We start from the raw sequence: 17,728 nt of genomic DNA on the forward strand, positions 1-17,728 counted from the left end.
ACATGGCTAAAAAACCAAAGCATCAAACAGAAACGAACAAACACTTAAACCGTTTTAAATATTCGCAAGATCAAGCGATTGAAAAGCCATTCAACTGGTCACAGATGTGGAGACTGCTCAGGTATATTAAGCCCTATACGAAAACACTGCTCCCAGTCGCCATCATCACGATGTTGATAACGACCATCATCCGGCTTGTGGTTCCCATTCTTATAGGTGAAGTCGCCATCAATGTAGCTATTGCGGACAGCAATACAAACCTCTTAATTCAGCTTGTCACAGGAATTGCGGTCCTTTATTTATTGAGTTATATCGGGAACGCCCTGCGCATTAAATATGTAAATATTTTAGGTCAAAATGTCATTTACGACATACGACAGCATTTGTTTTCTCACGTGCAGCGGCTGTCTCATCGATTCTTTGATTCAAGGTCTGCCGGTTCCATCCTTGTCCGAATTATGAACGACATCAACTCTCTGCAGGAATTGTTCACTAATGGGATTATCAACCTCCTGATGGACGTCGTTATGTTAACAGGAATTGTTGTCATTTTATTTGTCCTCAGTCCAAAACTTGCGCTTGCGATTCTGATCATCGTACCGCTTATGTTTTATATTTCTACAAAGCTCAGAAGAAATATCCGTCGTTCATGGCAGAATGTACGAATTCAGCAGTCGAAGCTGAACTCTCACCTAAATGAAAGTCTGCAGGGGGTTCGGATCACTCAGTCATTCTCACAGGAAAAAGAGAATACAGAGTTCTTTAATGGTGTGAATACAGATAACTTTGAGTCCTGGAACCAGGCAACGAAGAAAAGTGCGATGTTCCGTCCGTTTGTAGAAATGATCAATGCCATTGGTACCGTCATCCTCGTTTCTTTTGGAGCCTGGCTCATTCTGCAGGGAGAGATACAAGTCGGTACATTTGTAACATTTGCGTTTTTCCTCGGAATGTTCTGGGAGCCTATCTCAAGACTTGGGATGATGTATAACCAGCTGTTAATGGCTATGGCCGCATCTGAACGTATTTTTGAATTTCTTGATGAGGAACCAAATGTAGAAGAGAAGAAAAATGCAGTCGAACTCAAGGATATGAAGGGCCACATCGAATTTGATCATGTTCAGTTTGCTTATGACTCGAAGCGTATCGCTCTTCATGATATTAACTTAGAAATGAAACAGGGAGAAACCGTCGCTTTAGTCGGCCACACAGGTTCCGGAAAATCAACGATCGCTAACTTGATCAGTCGATTTTATGATCCGACCAAAGGTTCAGTCAAGATAGACGGTGTGGATCTGCAGGATGCAACGATTGATAGTGTTCGTCAGCAGATCAGTGTTGTGCTTCAGGACACCTTTATTTTTTCAGGCACTATTATGGAAAATATCCGCTTCGGAAGGCCGGATGCTTCAGATGAAGAAGTCATAGAGGCAGCGAAAGTCGTAGGAGCTGATGACTTTATTCAACGCTTAAACAACGGCTATGAAACAGAAGTGGAGGAGCGGGGGAGTATTTTGTCGGCAGGAGAACGGCAGTTACTTTCTTTTGCACGAGCACTGCTCGCTGACCCGCGTATTCTCATATTAGATGAAGCCACAGCAAGCATCGATACAGAGACAGAGCTTAAGATTCAGCAGGCACTGAAGAAACTGCTGAAAGGTAGAACAGCGATTATGATTGCCCACCGTTTATCAACCATTCGTGAAGCTGATAACATTTTTGTGTTAGAAAATGGCCGTATTCTCGAACAGGGGTCTCATGACGACCTTATGAATCAACAGGGCGAGTATTATGAACTTGTAAAAGCGCAGTTCCAAATGCTTGATGCTATCTAAATAAGAACAAAAAAGACATCGGATTAACGGTGTCTTTTTTTATTTGGGCTCCTGGGTCCGGCTGTGTTACTGAAAGGACGAGATGGAGACTTGCCGGAGTCCCGCCCCATCTCCCTGCTTTCTTTCTCCTGAAACTTTCCTTAACAAGAATGGTAGTATGCTTATTCACTTGTTAGATATGGACCAAAAAAGGGAAGGGAAAGACAAAGCTAAAAAGTCGACAAGGTGAGGTACATCCTTTACGATGAGGGAACAAAAGAGACTTTGTGAAGTTTGTCACAAAATAGTCATCAACCAGGTGCTCATAAAACGATTTCTCGTCTTATACTAGTTACTGAAGACTCTCACGACTATTCGTGCTTAGGGGGAAGAAAAGATGTTTGAATTTGATACCGTTACAGTGAGTCGCTCCCTTACAGCGATGACCCTGCTGTTTCACGCGATATTCGCGACACTCGGCGTGGGTGTCCCTGTGTTGGTTTCTATAGCAGAATTCATAGGGATAAAGAAGAAAGATCCTCATTATACACTTCTTGCCCGCCGCTGGACGAGAGGATATACCATTACGGTGGCAGTGGGCGTTGTCACCGGGACTGCCATTGGACTGCAGTTGTCACTGATCTGGCCAAGTTTTATGCAGATTGCAGGTAACGTCATTGCTCTACCGTTATTTATGGAGACTTTTGCATTCTTCTTTGAAGCGATCTTTTTAGGGATTTATTTATACACATGGGACCGATTTAAAAATCCGATCTATCATTGGTTTTTATCCATTCCCGTTGTTATTGGCGGTACACTTTCGGCCTTTTTTATCACGACGGTGAACTCATTTATGAATACACCGCAGGGGTTTGAACTAGAGGATGGACGCTTCACTTCTGTTGATCCACTGGCCGCTATGTTTAATCCGGCTACACCAACAAAAGTGTTTCACGTCATCTCCTCTTCTTATTTGACGGCCGCAGCTGTACTTGCCGGAATTGCCGCTTTTATCATTCTCGTAAAAAAAGGTTCACTATATCATAAAAAAGCGTTAAAACTTACAGTGATGGCAACCTTTTTGTTTGCGATTCTGACAGCTGTCGCAGGCGATTTGTCAGCGAAGTTTCTCGCAGAATATCAACCTGAGAAGCTGGCAGCAGGAGAATGGCATTTTGAATCAGAAGAAGGAGCGGATCTTGTTGTCTTTGGGACATTAAATGAAGACAATGAAGTCGAAAATGCAATCCGTATCCCAAATGCACTGAGCTTTCTTGCTTATGGTGATTTTAACGCAGAAGTAGAAGGGTTGAATGAAACACCCGAGGAGGAACGCCCGCCGCTTTGGATTCACTACATGTTTGACTTTATGGTAAGCATCGGTTTTTATACGCTTGGCATCTCCTTCTTATTTCTTGTCTTTTGGAAAATGAAAAAATGGAATGAATTTAATAAGTGGCTTTTGTGGGGGATTGCTCTTACGGGACCGCTGACGATGCTTGCCATTGAATTCGGGTGGATTTATGCAGAAGTTGGACGGCAGCCATGGATTCTCCGCGGGTTTATGACCGTTGCAGAGGGGGCGACGACCTCTCCTTATGTATTCGAGATGTTCGTTCTATTTGCAGTTGTCTATCTTGTTTTAGGTATAGGCTGTCTGCTTACATTAAGAAAAATATTCAAAGGCAGACCAGCTGAACTGGAATTGGAACACCGTTATCCCCAGACGGCTGCTGCAAGTAAGGAGGATGACGCATGAGTTACGAAGTCATAGGGATCTCTGTCTTATGGTTTTTCTTATACGGCTATTTGATCGTAGCATCGGTCGACTTTGGAGCCGGTTTCTTCGCTTATTATGCAAGACTTACAAAGAAAGATCACTTGATTAATCAACTGATATCAAGGTACCTTTCACCGGTCTGGGAGGTAACGAATGTCTTTTTCGTTTTCTTCTTTGTCGGTCTTGTCGGCTTTTTTCCTGATATGGCCTACTACTTCGGGCAGTCGCTGCTTGTACCGGGGAGCATTGCTATTGTTCTTCTAGCCATACGTGGATCATTTTATGCCTTCGAAAACTATGGTTCTAAAGACAACTCGCTCTATATGTTTCTATATGGGGCGACAGGGCTGCTCATTCCTGCCTCTTTGTCTACAGCAATGACGATATCTGAAGGGGGCTATATTGAGGAAACAGCCAATGGTGTACAGTTATTATATGGCAGGCTGCTCACAAGTCCCTATTCATGGAGTGTTGTCTTTCTAGCGATCGTATCTGTCCTGTATATTAGTTCTATGTTTTTAACCTATTACGCGCATAGGGCAGGCGACAAACCAGCGCTGGATATTGTGAAAAAATATGCGCTCTTCTGGAGTTCACCAACCATCATTGCCAGCTTGACTACTTTCATCGCACTCAGTCAGCAAAACTATGATCACTTTCAACGGGCGATGGAATTATGGTGGGTATTCGGTATTTCTGTCGGTTTCTTTATGATTGCTTTGTTCCTTGTTTATCAAGGGAAATACTATGGCTGGGCATTTATTGCTGTGATGCTTCAGTTCTTCGTCGCCTTTTTCGGCTACGGAGCTTCACACTTGCCTTACCTGCTCCGTCCATACGTCACTATTTCGAGCGCTGTTACAAACGAATCCATGGCCATTGCTCTCATCATCGTATTCATCGCAGGAATCTTCCTGTTAATTCCATCACTAATTTTACTGATGCGCATGTTCCTTTTCGATGCCGATTATGTAAAAGGGAAAAAGTAGAGGACTTTGCTCCTCTGCTTTTTTTAATGGCTCTGGGAAAGTTTATCGGTGATTTTAATTTGTACCAGACAAGCCACCGTACACTAAACTAAATCTGACGGTGAGATGAGATCCATGAGCGGACCTTGAGGAAGGTCGGTAATAAAAAGTGGTTTTTCAAGTTGGAACGTCCTGTCCCATATATTCCACTTGTGCAGCGAATGAGAGCGTCTTGTGATTCTGAGAAAATGAACCTCAGTTAAGTACAATTTCTTCATCTTCCATGATTTTTCTTATAAAAAGATGTGGGAAAGATCCATTTAGGGGAAGGGTCTTTAGGAAGAATGATAAAAGGCATATGTTCTTAGAACGAATGTGTGATAGAATAAGCTTAGATTTTGCAAGATAGATGGGGGTTCCGAGGATGAAGAAAGAATTTGCCGTCATTGGTCTTGGACGGTTCGGCGGAAGTATTTGCCGCGAATTGAGCCGCGAGGGCATGGAAGTACTTGCCTTAGACTTGGACGAAGACAAAGTAAATGAATACAGGGACATTGCCTCTCATGCTGTTATTGCCGACTCCACAGACGAGAACGTGTTGAAAGAGCTGGGCTTCCGTAATATCGATCACGTTATCGTTGCAATCGGGGATAACATACAGGCAAGTATGCTGACTACGCTGATCTTAAAAGAAATGGGCATTAAGATGATTACCGTAAAGGCCCAAAACGATTACCATGAGAAGATTCTAAACAAAATAGGAGCCGATCAGGTCGTACACCCCGAACGCGACATGGGGAAACGAATTGCTCATAATATTATCTCCAATAATATTTTAGACTATATTGAACTCTCTGATGACCATAGCGTTGTCGAAGTGAAAGCCGGAAGCAAAATGGGTGGCAAAACATTAGTAGACCTTGATATTCGTGCGGAATATGGATGTAACGTTGTTGCGATTAAACGGGCCAAGGATGTTATTGTGTCCCCTATGGCTACAGAGGAAATTGAGGAAAGCGACGTGCTGATCGTAATTGGCGCGGATAAGGATATCAGTCGATTTGAAAAGAATCTCGTTGTTGAAGACTAAACAGAAAAACTTCTCAGCATTTATATGCTGAGAAGTTTTTTTATTTCCACTTCCTTCGTAATGAAAAGTTTATCCATATGTAGAATAGGAAATAACATAAGATAGATTCTAATAACAAAAGGTTTTGCGAAAGGATGATTGGAATGTTCGATAAGCGGACCGGAGAAGTTATGACCCAACAATTAATCGACTGGGGTGTCGATCATATATATGGAATGCCGGGAGACTCCATTAACGAATTAATTGATGATTTAAGAAAAAGGGAGGATGAGATCAATTTCCTCCAGGTACGTCACGAAGAAACCGGAGCATTAGCAGCAGCAGCCTATGCAAAATTAACGGGTAAGCTCGGGGTCACACTCTCAATCGCCGGACCTGGAGCTGTCCACCTCTTAAACGGCCTCTATGATGCCAAGGCGGATAGCGCTCCGGTACTGGCACTAGTCGGGCAGGTACACACCGAGGAAGTCGGAACAGGGGCTTTTCAGGAAATTAACCTGGAGCGCATGTTTGATGATGTATCTGTGTTTAATAAACGAGCAGAAACACAGGAGCAGCTGCCCGATCTATTGGACCAGGCGATAAAAGAAGCCTATGCACATAAAGGTGTATCTGTACTTATCGTACCTGATGACTTGTTTGCGAAGAAACAGACATCGCAGGTGAGGCTGACATCAGGCGAGTATTACAAACCTGAAATCTTCCCTGCACCAAACCGTATCAAAGAAGCCAGACAGCTGATTGAAAAAGCGGAAAAACCAATCATTCTTGCTGGACAGGGTATCCGCAATGCATCCAATGAATTGATTCAGTTTGCTGAAACGATTCAGGCACCGATCGTTCTAAGTCTCCTTGCGAAAGGAATGATCCCTGATAACCATCCGTATTGTCTCGGGCAGCATGGACAGATCGGTACGAAACCAGCGTATCATGCCATGAAAGAAACTGACTTACTGATTCTCGTCGGGACGCAGTTTCCTTACCGTGATTTTCTTCCGGATGGTGTGACGACAATCCAGATCGATAATAATCCCGCTCATTTAGGGAAGTATTATCCGATTACACTTGGTCTTGCAGGAGACAGTAAAGAAACCCTTGAAGCAATAACTGAACTGGTGACACCTGTAGAAAACCGGAAGTATTTAGAAAATTACAAGGAGAAAATGAATAATTGGAGAATAGCTCTTCAAGAGGAGAAGCGTTCACAGGATGACCCGCTGCACGCTCCTCAAGTGATGTACGAATTAGAGAAGCACATGAAGCCCGGGGCTGTTATTTCAGGGGATGTCGGAAACGTCACGGTCTGGGTGTCACGGTTCCTGCATCTGGTCAATCAAAAATTCATTCTATCCGGCTGGCTTGCTACAATGGGGAGCGGTTTACCAGGTGCCATTGCTGCACAGAAAGCGTACCCTGATAAACAGGTCATTGGTATATCCGGTGATGGTGGTTTTTCTATGGTCATGCATGACTTTGTAACGGCCGTTAAATACGATCTTCCGATTAAGATGGTTGTGCTTAACAACAGTAAGATCGGCATGATTAAATACGAGCAGGAGCAGATGGGCCACTTAAATTATGCTACGAACCTGGGCGAGGTCGATTTTGCTAAATTCGCGGAAGCCTGCGGGGGAGAAGGGTACCGCATCCAGTCCTATGAAGAACTGGAATCAAAAATGAAGCAGGCATTTGTCTCCAATAAACCTGTCATTATTGATGTGGTCATTGAGGATCAGGCTCCTCTTCCAGGAAAAATTGATTATCAATCGGCTGTTAATTTCTCGAAATACATTGTGAAAGAGTTCTTTGAAAATGGTAACCTTGATCTTCCGGATATTAAAAAGTCAATACAGCGATTAACCTAAAAAAAGTCCCGCTGGCTATACCAGCGGGACTTTTTTTATTTTCGTGATGTCTTACGCACCTTAAAGGCAGGTAAGGGGTCAATCACACTTCCATAATGATTGGTAAAATCATTGGACGACGTTTTGTTTTTTCAAACAAGAACGGTGCAATCGTATCTGTGATCTCATTCTTAATTTCAGACCATTGAGTAGTCCGGCGCTCCATTACTTTTTCAACATGGGAGCTGACAAGTTTCTGAGCTTCTTTAATTAAGTCTTCCGATTCTCTCATGTAGACGAACCCGCGTGAGATGATGTCAGGTCCTGAAGCAATCTTGAATTCCTTCATGTTAATGCTTACTACAACAATAACAAGTCCTTCTTCAGAAAGAATACGGCGGTCACGCAGAACGATATTTCCAATGTCCCCGATTCCGCTTCCGTCTACATAGACAGAGCCGGATGGAATCTTACCAGCAACGGATGCTTCCTCTTTGCCAAGAGCAAGAACATCGCCATTATCCATCACAAAGCAGTTCTCTTCTTGAACACCACAGTCAAGGCTCAGTTTCACATGTTCTTTCAACATGCGGTATTCACCGTGAATCGGCATAAAGAATTTCGGCTGCATAAGACGAAGCATAAGTTTCATTTCTTCCTGGCTTCCGTGTCCGGAGGTATGAATATCATTCAATGGGCCGTGGATGACATCCGCTCCTGCACGGTACAATTTATTAATTGTACGGCTGACACTGATCGTGTTTCCAGGGATTGGGGAAGAAGAGAACACAACTGTGTCACCTGGCTGGATTTGAATCTGACGGTGAGTACCATTGGCAATTCTGGAAAGAGCGGCCATTGGTTCACCTTGAGATCCAGTACAGAGAATGACGACTTCATTTGCAGGAAGTCGATTAATTTGCTGGGCATCAATGAATGTATCCTTAGGGGCACGGATATATCCAAGTTCCTGGCCGATACGAATGGAGGACTCCATGCTTCGACCAAAGACAGCTACTTTACGGCCATGTTTAACAGCCGATTCCACCACCTGCTGCAGACGGTGAATGTTTGATGCGAATGTAGCAAAGATTAAACGACCATCCATACGCGAGAAGATGTCGTGAATGCTTTGTCCGACTACGCGCTCTGATTTCGTGAAACCAGGAACTTCACTGTTCGTACTGTCGGATAACAGGGCAAGTACGCCTTCTTTACCAATTTCGGCCATCTTAGCAAGGTTTGCCGGCTCGCCTACAGGTGTGAAATCAAATTTGAAATCACCTGTGTGGACAACATTCCCTGGTGGTGTTTTAACGACTACACCATAAGAATCAGGGATACTGTGCGTGGTACGGAAGAAGGATACGGAAGTTTTACGGAACTTGATAATATCGTCTTCCTGTATCGTATTCAGTTTTGCATTCCGTAACAATCCATGCTCATCCAGTTTATTACGAAGTAGTCCGATGGCAAGCTTACCTGCATAAATAGGAATGTTGATCTCACGAAGGAGATAAGGGATACCACCGATATGGTCCTCGTGACCATGGGTGATGAAAAGACCTTTAATTTTGTCTTGGTTTTGTACGAGGTAAGTATAATCCGGAATTACATAGTCGATACCGAGCAATTCGTCTTCCGGGAATTTAATACCCGCATCAATGAGGATGATTTCGTCTTGGAATTGTACGCCGTATGTGTTTTTACCAATTTCACCGAGTCCGCCAAGAGCGAACACCGCTGTCTGGTCATTTTTAACAAATTTCATCGACTAGTAATTCTCCACAACAAAATCTTCGGATTGCTGTTCATATGCCAGGTGATCCTCATTAAGCACCTGAATATATTCAATATTGAATCCTTCATTTTTTAATTTTTCACGAACTTTTCTTTCTGATTCCGCTTCCACATACATGCCTTTCGTATGTTCGCGGACAGGAACTTCTGTTGCAAGTTCCTGATAAAGTACTTTAAATATCATTACTCTATCGCTCCTAACTAGATATAATTTCCACATTCTTGTCCTTTCATCATCATAGCACGTTTATTTCATGTATGGTAATGATTGCGGTATGTGAAGGCGTTCGGGTGTACCTGAAACAATGGTTTACGCGTATGTTTTTCGTTTCATGAAATCTTTCCAACGTTTTCTAAGCTTTCTTCGCAGACGCTTCATCATTTGCATCTATCCCCTTTTTGTTGATGAAGAAAACACCAAAAACGTAAAACCGCCCAATCCCTGTTATCTCTAGTATAATACGGTTTGTGAAAGAATGAAACATTTACATTTTATATTTTGTCATTATCCTATGTTTTTCTTCTCAAACCTATCCACTCATGCTACAGTATAGCCAAAGAGTGGGACACACTAAAATAAACGTATCAAAATCCAGCCCAAGGGTTACAGGAGGAAATGAATGATGGAGAAGAAAATTGCATTTTTTGATATCGACGGAACATTACTTAATCATGACAAAAAGCTCCCTGCCAAAACGAAGCAGGCGATTAAAGACTTGAAAGAACAAGGAGTATACTGTGCCATCGCTACAGGCCGGGCCCCTTTTATGTATAAAGAGTTGAGAGAAGAACTTGGAATCGATTCCTTTATCAGTTTCAATGGCCAGTACGTGGTTTTTGAAGGAAAGGAAGTATACACCAACCCACTTTCTGAGCCGGAACTCGAAAAGCTTCATAAGCACGCGGAATCAAATAATCATCCAATGGTATTTATGAACCATGAAGACATGAAGGCCTCCACACCTGATCATTCACATATTAAAAAGAGTTTAGGTACGTTATACATTGATCATCCGGAGGAGGATGCTTCTTTCTATAAAGGAAAGAACATCTACCAGTCCCTTATTTTCTGTGAAGGCGATGAAATTGAAGAATACCGTCAAGCCTATGACGCTTTCGATTATATCCGCTGGCATCCTGTTTCCTGTGATGTCCTTCCAAGAGGTGGATCAAAGGCAGAAGGCATTAAAAAGCTGGTTGAGGCAGCGGGACTTAGAATGGAAGATACGTATGCGTTCGGAGACGGACTGAATGATATTGAAATGATGCGTGAGGCAGGCACAGGTGTTGCTATGGGCAATGCGATGCCTGAGACGAAGTCAGTCAGTGACTATGTGACTTCAGATGTGTCAGAAGACGGCTTATCAGAAGCCATTTATGAGTTAGGATTATTAAAATAAATCATAAAAAAAGCGCCGCTGAATGTCAGCAGGCGCTTTTCTTCTATTATCTATCCGCGGGAGTCGCATTTTCCGGCTCTTTAAACGGATTCTCTGAATCGATGTGATCATAAAACATGATGCCATGCAGATGATCGATTTCGTGTTGGAAAACAATCGCGGCATAATCTCTTAACCGAAGCTTTACATCGTTTCCTTCCAGATCCGTTGCTTTTACTGTGATCCTTTTATAACGTGGCACATAGCCAGGTACTTCACGGTCAACAGACAAGCAGCCTTCTCCAGTGGATAAGTACGTTTTTTCAACAGAATGACTGACAATTCGCGGGTTGAAAAGCCCGTAACTGTATAATTTATCTTTAAGGTCAGTAAAGTGAACAGCAAGCATGCGCTTATTCACATTAATCTGCGGGGCGGCAAGACCAACGCCTGGACGCAGACCGTATCGATCACATACCTGTTCGTCCTGACTATTCTTTAAATATTGAATCATTTCCTCCAGTGTTTCTTTATCCTCTTTAGAAGGGGGAAGAGGTACTTCCTCTGTTACTTTTCTTAAAGCGGGGTGACCCTCTCGAACGATATCGTCCATTGTGATCATCAACAACATCCTTTCAGCTATACATTTTCAATCAAAAATAACCCTTATAGAAAACATGTCAATGGTAACATATGTGAAAAAGGCACTTTTAATTTCATACCATTTATAATACTATTGTAGATACGTTTAGTTTACAATAATGTTTCAAGGAATACGAGGGGGAAAAGTTGTGCGAGTACATAGGTTTATGGCGCTCCTGGCTGCAGCCGCTTTGTTTTTGACTGCATGTACAGGACCGTCAGCAGAAGAAGATATTTATGATCACCTTGAAGAGGCGGTCAAACAAGAAGACACTTTCCGTGAACAGCAGCAGCCTATGGTTGATCTGGAAACGAAGGAACAGGAACTTTACGACCAAATCATAAACCTTGATATGGATCAATTTGATGAAATTAAAAAGAAATCACAAGAAGCGGCAAGCCTGGTAGAAAAACGCAGAGAAAAGCTTGAGCTTGAAAAAGAGAGCATTGAAGCAGCTAAAGAGGAGTTTGACGAGATTAAGCCTATCGTCGAAGATCTCGGGGAAGAGAAGCAGGACGTTAAAGAAAAAGCCCAGGAACTTATCGATGTCATGGATAAACGCTATAACGCCTATCAGGATCTTTACAAAGCTTATGACAAAGCCCTGACGCTCGATGCGGAACTTTATGAAATGATGCAGAATAAAGACCTTAAGGAAGAGAATCTTCAGAGCCAGATCGAGAAGATAAACGAAAGTTATAACCAGGTCATTGAAAACAATGAAAGTTTCAATGAGTACACAGAACAGTACAATAAGTTGAAGAAGGAATTGTATAATACAATGGATCTTGAAGTGACGTATGAAGAAACGAATGATGAAGAAGGAGACTCTTCAGAAGAGGGTTCTTAAAGAAAGATTCATCAAAAGAACGAATACGCCGGTCCAATCGATCAAAAAAACGCTCCGAGTGCAGATGCTCGGAGCGTTTTTTGATGTTTCCCCCATCAGCATTCAATATTCCATTCATAAGACTTCATTAAATTTCCCCTCCTTTATGTATTTCATATTGATTCTTTTGCCAACCTAACAAAGACATCCGGGTAAAAGGGACCCGGTCTCACGAGCAGGTATCCTTAAGAGGGTGTTTATTGAAATGATTGATCTAATGGAATCCTATCTATATGGAGGGAAAACCAAATGAAACCTTATTTCCCCCAGTTGATCTTAACTGGAACTATTTCCATTGAACATTCTATTTGATTCTTAAAAGAAAAAAACGTAATATTAATACAGGCTTAATTTTGCAGTGATACAGTATGTGTTTTTTGAACTGCAAAAACAGCCAAATTCTGACTGCTGTGTGTGCGCTCTATGACTATATACAGATTATCTATAGCTAAGTGATTGACGAACGATGACGAATTGAGCTAAACTACATAATGGATTGACATTGTACCATTGAATCTTAGTTCATAAATGTAACAGTTATTGTAATCTTCTCTACATGGTTAATCCATGGATATGAGGGGTAAAACGTAAAGAGCAAATAGGTACAGTTTTTTTCATAATTGGGAAAGCTACTTACAGCATCCATTTTAAAATACGAAAGGAAAGGGTGAATCACTTTGAAACGAACTCTTGAGAACATTGAAAACCAGTTCGAAACGTTTCAAATCCTTAACGAAGAAGGCGAAATCGTAAATGAAGATTTCATGCCTGATTTATCTGATGAAGATCTAAAAGAAATTATGCGCCGTATGGTATATACGCGTATTCTAGACCAGCGTTCTATCGCGCTTAACCGCCAGGGACGTCTTGGTTTCTATGCTCCAACAGCAGGGCAGGAAGCATCCCAGCTGGGAAGTCAGTTTGCACTTGAAAAAGCAGACTTTATTCTTCCTGGTTACCGTGATGTTCCACAGCTGATCTGGCACGGCCTTCCACTTTACCAGGCTTTCTTATTCTCCCGTGGACACTTTAAAGGGAACCAAATGCCTGAAGGAGTAAACGCAGTAAGCCCACAAATCATCATCGGTGCGCAGATCACGCAGACAGCCGGTGTTGGTCTTGGATATAAAAAACGCGGCGAAAATGCTGTAGCAATCACTTACACTGGTGATGGCGGTGCCTCCCAGGGTGACTTCTACGAAGGTATCAACTTTGCTGGTGCTTTCGGTGCGCAGGCAATTTTCGTTGTCCAAAACAATCGTTTCGCAATTTCTGTACCAGTTGAAAAACAATCGGCTGCTCAAACCATCGCTCAAAAAGCGGTAGCTGCGGGTATCGAAGGTATTCAAGTTGATGGTATGGACGTTCTTGCTGTGTACGCAGCTACAAAAGATGCGCGTGAGCGTGCTGTAAACGGTGAAGGTCCAACATTGATTGAGACACTTACTTACCGTTATGGTCCACACACAATGGCTGGGGACGACCCAACTCGTTACCGTACGGAAGATGAAGACAACGAGTGGGAGAAGAAAGATCCAATCGTTCGTTTCCGTAAATTCCTAGAAGCGAAAGGCCTATGGTCTGAAGAGGAAGAAAACGAATTGATCGACAAAACAAAAGAAGAAATCAAAGCAGCGATTAAAGAAGCGGATAACACACCAAAACAATCCGTTACTGATCTGATCGGTATTATGCATGATGAACTTCCTTCAAACTTGAAAGAACAGTTGGAAGAATATAAGGAAAAGGAGTCGAAGTAAATCATGGCACAAATGACAATGATTCAAGCCATCACAGACGCGATGCGCACAGAACTTAAAAATGACGACAACGTGCTTGTATTTGGGGAAGACGTTGGTCAAAACGGCGGAGTATTCCGTGCGACAGAAGGTCTTCAAAAAGAATTCGGCGAAGATCGTGTATTCGATACACCACTAGCTGAATCCGGAATCGGCGGTATGTCTATCGGACTTGCCCTTACAGGCTTCCGTCCAGTACCAGAAATTCAATTCTTCGGCTTCGTTTACGAAGTTATGGACGCTATCAGTGGTCAAATGGCCCGCTATCGTTACCGCTCTGGTGGGTCCCGCCAAATGCCGATCACTGTTCGTTCTCCATTTGGTGGCGGTGTTCATACACCAGAACTACACGCAGACAGCCTTGAAGGCCTTATGGCTCAACAGCCTGGTCTACGTGTTGTTATTCCATCCAATCCATACGATGCAAAAGGTCTGTTGATCTCTTCCATCCGTAATAACGACCCTGTAATCTTCCTTGAGCACATGAAGCTTTACCGTTCATTCCGTGAAGAAGTGCCGGAAGAAGAATATACAGTTGATCTTGATAAAGCTGCAGTGAAGCGTGAAGGTACGGACGTTACTCTTATTGCTTATGGCGCAATGGTTCACTCTTCCCTTAAAGCAGCTGAAGAGCTTGAAAAAGACGGAATCAGTGCAGAGGTTATTGACCTGCGTACGGTTTCTCCAGTCGACTATGAAACAATTCTTGAATCCGTTAAGAAAACAAACCGTGCTGTAGTTGTACAAGAAGCTCAAAAACAAGCAGGTATCGCAGCGAACGTTGTTTCTGAAATTCAAGAAAAAGCAATTCTTCACCTTGAAGCACCTGTACTACGTGTTGCTGCACCTGATACAGTTTATGCATTCACTCAAGCGGAAGAAGTATGGCTTCCAAATCACAACACGATCGTTGAAAAAGTCAACGACGTTATGAACTTTTAATCATCTCTAACAAATAGGAGGGAAAAATCGTGGCATTTGAATTTAAACTGCCTGATATCGGTGAAGGTATCCACGAAGGTGAAATTGCAAAGTGGTTCGTCAAGCCTGGCGACGAAGTTAAAGAAGATGACGTACTTTGTGAAGTACAAAACGACAAAGCAGTCGTAGAGATTCCTTCCCAAGTGGATGGAACCGTTCAAGACATCCATGTAGATGAAGGAGAAACAACAACTGTAGGAACAGTAATCATCACAATCGATGATGGTTCTGAGGATACAGGTTCTTCTGAAGCTCCGAAAGAAGAAGCAAAAGAAGAAGCTCCTAAGGAAGAAGCGAAAGAAGAGAAGACAGAACAGCCGGCTGCTGATTCTGGCGATGTAGACGAAGACAAACGCGTAGTTGCGATGCCTTCCGTACGTAAATTTGCTCGTGACAACGATGTTGACATTCGCAAAGTAGAAGGTTCCGGTAAAGCTGGCCGCGTTCTTAAAGCAGATGTTGAAAGCTTCATGAACGGTGGACAAACAGAAGCAGCTTCTGAAGCTCCTGCAGAAGACAAGCAGGAAGAAACTCAAGCTTCTGCTCAGCAGGCAGCTCCTGCAGCTGGTGAAGCTTACCCAGAAACACGTGAGAAGATGAGCGGAATCCGTAAAGCGATCTCTAAAGCTATGGTTAATTCCAAGCATACTGCTCCTCACGTTACGTTGATGGATGAAGTAGACGTATCTGAACTTGTTGCACACCGTAAGAAGTTCAAGTCTGTTGCAGCTGAACAGGATATCAAGTTGACATATCTTCCATATGTCGTTAAAGCACTTGTATCTACACTGAAGAAATATCCTGTCCTTAATACGTCAATTGACGACAATACGGATGAAATTATTCAGAAACACTATTATAATATTGGTATCGCAGCAGATACGGAGAAAGGCCTTATGGTTCCAGTTGTAAAAGATTCGGATCGCAAGTCTGTCTTCTCTATCTCAAGCGAAATCAATGAACTTGCTGTGAAAGCTCGTGACGGTAAACTTTCATCTGAAGAAATGAAAGGTGCTTCCACTACAATTACTAATATCGGTTCCGCCGGTGGACAATGGTTTACACCAGTTATCAACCACCCGGAAGTTGCAATTCTTGGTATCGGCCGTATTGCTGATAAACCAATTGTACGTGATGGTGAAGTAGTAGTAGCTCCAGTTCTTGCTATTTCCTTAAGCTTTGACCACCGTATTATCGATGGTGCAACAGCTCAGCATGCAATGAACAACATCAAGCGTTTACTGAACGATCCACAACTTATTATGATGGAGGCGTAAAGTATGGTAGTAGGAGATTTCCCAATTGAACTAGATACGTTAGTGGTAGGTGCGGGTCCTGGCGGTTATGTAGCTGCCATCCGCGCTGCACAAACGGGACAAAAAGTAACCATCGTTGATAAAGGAAACCTTGGTGGCGTTTGTTTGAACGTCGGTTGTGTGCCTTCTAAAGCGTTGATCCAGGCGGGTCACCGTTATGAACACGCAAAAGGTTCTGACGACATGGGCATCCAGTCAGAAAATACAACTGTTGATTTCACTAAAGTACAAGAGTGGAAGAGCAGTGTTGTTAATAAATTGACTGGCGGTGTTGAAGGTCTTCTTAAAGGAAACAAAGTAGACATCGTTAAAGGCGAAGTTTACTTCGTAGATAAAAATACTGTTCGTATTATGGACGAAAAGAACTCTCAGACGTACACGTTCAACAACGTGATCATTGCGACAGGTTCCCGTCCAATCGAACTTCCAAACTTCAAGTACTCTGATCGTGTTCTTGATTCTACAGGAGCTCTTTCCCTTAAAGAAATTCCGAAGAAACTTGTCGTCATCGGCGGCGGTTACATCGGTACAGAACTTGGTACAGCATACGCTAACTTCGATACAGAAGTAACCATTCTTGAAGGTACGAAAGACATCCTTGGCGGATTTGAAAAGCAAATGTCTTCTGTTGTTAAGAAACGCTTGAAGAAAAAAGGCGTAGCGATTGAAACAAATGCAATGGCTCAAGGAGTAGAAGAAAGAGAAGACGGAGTAACTGTGAAGTACGAAGTCAAAGGTGAAGAAAAATCCATCGATGCTGACTACGTTCTTGTAACCGTAGGACGCCGTCCAAACACTGATGAAATCGGTCTTGAGGACATGGGTCTGAAAATGAGCGACAAAGGCATCATTGAGATTGACAAACAGTGCCGCACGAACCTTGACAACGTCTACGCGATCGGTGACATCGTTGAAGGTCCACCACTAGCTCACAAAGCTTCTTATGAAGCGAAAATTGCTGCAGAAGCAATTGCTGGTGAGAAATCAGAAATCGATTACCACGGCATCCCGGCTGTTGTCTTCTCTGATCCAGAACTAGCTTCTGTTGGTTATACAGAGCAGGAAGCAAAAGATGCAGGATATGAAGTGAACGCTTCTAAATTCCCATTTGCAGCTAACGGTCGTGCGCTATCTCTTAACGACAGTGACGGTTTCTTGAAACTTGTAACTCGTAAAGAAGATGACCTTGTCATCGGTGCACAAATCGCTGGTCCAAATGCAAGTGATATGATTGCTGAGCTTGGCTTGGCGATTGAAGCGGGCATGACAGCAGAAGATCTTGCTCTTACTATCCATGCTCACCCAACTCTAGGTGAGATCACGATGGAAGCAGCAGAGGTTGCTATCGGTCAGCCGATTCACATTGTTAAATAATTGATCATTATAAAACCCGGCTATACCCTTTTGGGGCATAGCCGGGTTTTT

14 protein-coding genes are annotated in these 17,728 nt (G+C 42.9%); 11 read left to right on the forward strand and 3 right to left on the reverse strand.

Annotated features, from left to right (window positions below):
* Positions 1 to 2 precede the first annotated feature (2 nt).
* The 5 genes from LC036_RS03520 to LC036_RS03540 all read left to right on the forward strand — a co-directional run bounded on the left by LC036_RS03520 (position 3) and on the right by LC036_RS03540 (position 7,517).
* Complete coding sequence (locus tag LC036_RS03520) at positions 3 to 1,835, forward strand: ABC transporter ATP-binding protein (RefSeq protein WP_226578305.1); 1,833 nt, start codon at positions 3 to 5, stop codon at positions 1,833 to 1,835.
* A 376-nt stretch (positions 1,836 to 2,211) separates the two neighbouring features.
* Positions 2,212 to 3,573: a cytochrome ubiquinol oxidase subunit I gene (locus LC036_RS03525; protein WP_226578308.1), complete on the forward strand. Its 1,362-nt coding sequence runs from the start codon at positions 2,212 to 2,214 to the stop codon at positions 3,571 to 3,573.
* Positions 3,570 to 4,583 carry a cytochrome d ubiquinol oxidase subunit II gene (locus LC036_RS03530; RefSeq protein WP_226578311.1) on the forward strand — a complete coding sequence of 338 codons (1,014 nt, stop codon included), beginning with the start codon at positions 3,570 to 3,572 and terminating at the stop codon, positions 4,581 to 4,583. The genes LC036_RS03525 and LC036_RS03530 overlap by 4 nt, the downstream gene beginning before the upstream one ends.
* A gap of 403 nt (positions 4,584 to 4,986) precedes the next feature.
* Entirely contained in the window at positions 4,987 to 5,652 is a 666-nt protein-coding gene (locus LC036_RS03535) for a potassium channel family protein (protein WP_226578313.1), read from the forward strand.
* Positions 5,653 to 5,795: 143 nt separating this feature from the next.
* Complete coding sequence (locus LC036_RS03540) at positions 5,796 to 7,517, forward strand: pyruvate oxidase (protein WP_226578316.1); 1,722 nt, start codon at positions 5,796 to 5,798, stop codon at positions 7,515 to 7,517.
* An 82-nt stretch (positions 7,518 to 7,599) separates the two neighbouring features.
* Here LC036_RS03540 and rnjA read toward each other — a convergent pair whose 3' ends face one another.
* On the reverse strand, positions 7,600 to 9,267 hold the full coding sequence (gene rnjA / locus LC036_RS03545; protein WP_226578320.1) for a ribonuclease J1: 1,668 nt from the start codon (positions 9,265 to 9,267) through the stop codon (positions 7,600 to 7,602).
* A 3-nt stretch (positions 9,268 to 9,270) separates the two neighbouring features.
* The gene (locus LC036_RS03550; protein WP_226578323.1) at positions 9,271 to 9,480 is read right to left on the reverse strand and encodes a DNA-dependent RNA polymerase subunit epsilon; all 210 of its coding nucleotides are present in this window, start codon (positions 9,478 to 9,480) and stop codon (positions 9,271 to 9,273) included.
* A gap of 439 nt (positions 9,481 to 9,919) precedes the next feature.
* Between LC036_RS03550 and LC036_RS03555 the strand changes: the two genes are divergently transcribed.
* Positions 9,920 to 10,696 carry a Cof-type HAD-IIB family hydrolase gene (locus LC036_RS03555; protein WP_226578326.1) on the forward strand — a complete coding sequence of 259 codons (777 nt, stop codon included), beginning with the start codon at positions 9,920 to 9,922 and terminating at the stop codon, positions 10,694 to 10,696.
* A 46-nt stretch (positions 10,697 to 10,742) separates the two neighbouring features.
* Here the strand turns inward: LC036_RS03555 and def are convergent, their stop codons facing one another.
* The gene (gene def / locus LC036_RS03560) at positions 10,743 to 11,297 is read right to left on the reverse strand and encodes a peptide deformylase (RefSeq protein WP_226578329.1); all 555 of its coding nucleotides are present in this window, start codon (positions 11,295 to 11,297) and stop codon (positions 10,743 to 10,745) included.
* 169 nt (positions 11,298 to 11,466) lie between these two features.
* On the opposite strand from def, the gene LC036_RS03565 reads away from it, so the two are divergent.
* The 5 genes from LC036_RS03565 (at position 11,467) to lpdA (ending at position 17,677) form a co-directional block, all read left to right on the forward strand.
* A complete protein-coding gene (locus LC036_RS03565; protein WP_226578332.1) occupies positions 11,467 to 12,168 on the forward strand; it encodes a YkyA family protein in 702 nt (233 codons plus the stop codon).
* Positions 12,169 to 12,884: 716 nt separating this feature from the next.
* Complete coding sequence (pdhA, locus tag LC036_RS03570) at positions 12,885 to 13,967, forward strand: pyruvate dehydrogenase (acetyl-transferring) E1 component subunit alpha (protein WP_226578335.1); 1,083 nt, start codon at positions 12,885 to 12,887, stop codon at positions 13,965 to 13,967.
* A 3-nt stretch (positions 13,968 to 13,970) separates the two neighbouring features.
* The gene (locus LC036_RS03575) at positions 13,971 to 14,948 is read left to right on the forward strand and encodes an alpha-ketoacid dehydrogenase subunit beta (RefSeq protein ID WP_226578339.1); all 978 of its coding nucleotides are present in this window, start codon (positions 13,971 to 13,973) and stop codon (positions 14,946 to 14,948) included.
* Between the two features lie 29 nt (positions 14,949 to 14,977).
* Positions 14,978 to 16,264 (forward strand): dihydrolipoamide acetyltransferase family protein, encoded by a 1,287-nt coding sequence (locus tag LC036_RS03580; protein ID WP_226578343.1) that lies wholly within the window; start codon positions 14,978 to 14,980, stop codon positions 16,262 to 16,264.
* 3 nt (positions 16,265 to 16,267) lie between these two features.
* Complete coding sequence (gene lpdA / locus LC036_RS03585; protein ID WP_226578345.1) at positions 16,268 to 17,677, forward strand: dihydrolipoyl dehydrogenase; 1,410 nt, start codon at positions 16,268 to 16,270, stop codon at positions 17,675 to 17,677.
* Positions 17,678 to 17,728 lie beyond the last annotated feature (51 nt).

The sequence above is a fragment of the Halobacillus litoralis genome (genome assembly GCF_020524025.1).
In the GTDB taxonomy this organism is placed as follows: Bacteria; Bacillota; Bacilli; order Bacillales; family Halobacillaceae; genus Halobacillus; species Halobacillus litoralis_D.